Here is a 1,868-nt window from a genome sequence, read left to right as displayed (position 1 = left end):
AGTATGCCGATTTAACCCGAAAAAAATCGTCCTGCTCGGCCACGGCGAAAACAGCATTTATCAAATCGACATGGAACTGCGCAATCAATATAAAGACCAAATCGACATTGTCCCAGTCATTGGCGACATTCAAGACCGCGAGCGCATGTTTGAAGTGATGGAAGAACATAAGCCGGATGTCGTCTATCACGCAGCGGCGCACAAACACGTTCCGTTAATGGAATACAACCCGAAAGAAGCGGTCAAAAACAACATTTTCGGCACGAAAAACGTCGCCGAAGCAGCCGATACGTTTGGTGTCCAAACCTTTGTATTAATTTCTACTGACAAAGCAGTTAATCCTACAAATGTGATGGGAGCGACAAAACGCTTCGCGGAAATGATTATTCAACAATTGGACAAGCAGAGTAAAACAAAATTTGTCGCCGTCCGTTTCGGAAACGTCTTGGGAAGCCGCGGCAGTGTGATTCCGCTATTTAAAAAGCAAATCCAAGCCGGCGGTCCTGTCACCGTCACCCATCCGGATATGACGCGCTATTTTATGACGATTCCGGAAGCATCCCGCCTCGTCATCCAAGCCGGTGCACTTGCCAAAGGCGGCGAAATCTTTGTTTTGGACATGGGCGAACCTGTGAAAATCGTCGATCTCGCGAAAAACTTGATTAAACTATCCGGATACACCGTCGAAGAAATCGGCATCGAATTTACCGGAATCCGTCCGGGTGAGAAGATGTTCGAGGAATTGCTGAATGAAAATGAGGTTCATCCGGAACAGGTGTTTCCGAAAATTCATATTGGGAAGGCAACGGCGGTGGATGAAGCGATCCTCCGCGATTTTATGGAGCGGTTTGAAGGGATGAGCGAGGACGAAGTGCGGGCGACGGTGGTGGGGATTGCGAATGGGCGGGTTGTGCCTGAAAAAGTGAATTGAAAAGGAAAGAAGAATAGATGTTTATCAAACACGTTTTCAGTTATTTTGTCTCCAGGGGACTAACAGGCTTTATTAACTTCCTTGCTCTTGCTTGGTATACTCGAATGTTGAGTGCGGAAGATTATGGAGAATATGCACTAATTGTTGCCACAGCAGGGTTGGCAAATGCTATATTTTTTCAATGGATTAGGCTAGTCCTGCTCCGCTTTTTGTCAAAATATAGGGATGAAAAGAATGAATATGTATTGTTGAGCACTCTTTTTATCGGTTATCTCCTCACATTAGCAGCACTTATTTTTGTTACTTTTCTATCTTTATTTTTAGGTTTTGAAACTTTTTCTATCACGATAGGCGTCTTATTACTCGCTATTTCCCAATCCATTTTTGATATTATTTCAGAGTTGTTGCGAGCGTCTTTGCAAACGAAAGCCTACGGGTTGCTTTCTGTTTTAAAAGCAGCCATATCTTTAGGGCTGAGTCTACTGCTTATTCAATGGGGGCTAGGGTCAAACGGTGTTGTTTTTGGATTGATCCTCGGCCCGTTGCTATCCTTATGGATTCTATATGCTTTTCAAGAAAAGAAGCAAGACATCCGATTTCTCTTGCGAAAAGAAAATTTTCGTTTTGCTTTACTGAAAGAGTGCCTGAGTTACGGTCTTCCTTTAACCGCTACACTTTCATTATCATTTGTTATGAATCAGTCGGATCGATTATTATTGGGGTGGATGGCGGGGAAAAGTGAAGCTGGAATTTATTCTGCAGCCTACGATTTAACCCAGCAAACAATTATTATGTTAATGATGATTGTGAATTTAGCTTCGTACCCTTTGTGTGTAAGGGCTTTGGAAACCGAAGGATATGAAGCTGCACAAAAACAAATAAGAAGCAGCGCTGTTGGCTTATTTTTAATTGCCGCTCCGGCAACAATAGGCATGGT

General features: G+C 43.4%; 2 protein-coding genes. Both read left to right on the top strand.

The annotated features are described in order from the left end of the window. Positions 1 to 931 (top strand): UDP-N-acetylglucosamine 4,6-dehydratase family protein (locus VU18_RS15675; protein ID WP_047758469.1); only part of this gene is annotated, 931 nt, incomplete at its 5' end. A gap of 17 nt (positions 932 to 948) precedes the next feature. Beyond that, positions 949 to 1,868, top strand: a 920-nt coding sequence (locus VU18_RS15670) for an oligosaccharide flippase family protein (RefSeq protein WP_047758468.1), incomplete at its 3' end; no start/stop codon positions are given.

It is taken from the genome of Geobacillus sp. ZGt-1, from assembly GCF_001026865.1.
Classification (GTDB): domain Bacteria; phylum Bacillota; class Bacilli; order Bacillales; family Anoxybacillaceae; genus Geobacillus; species Geobacillus thermoleovorans.
The sequence above is the reverse complement of the archived record's forward strand: the minus strand, read 5'-3'. Positions and strand labels throughout refer to the sequence as shown.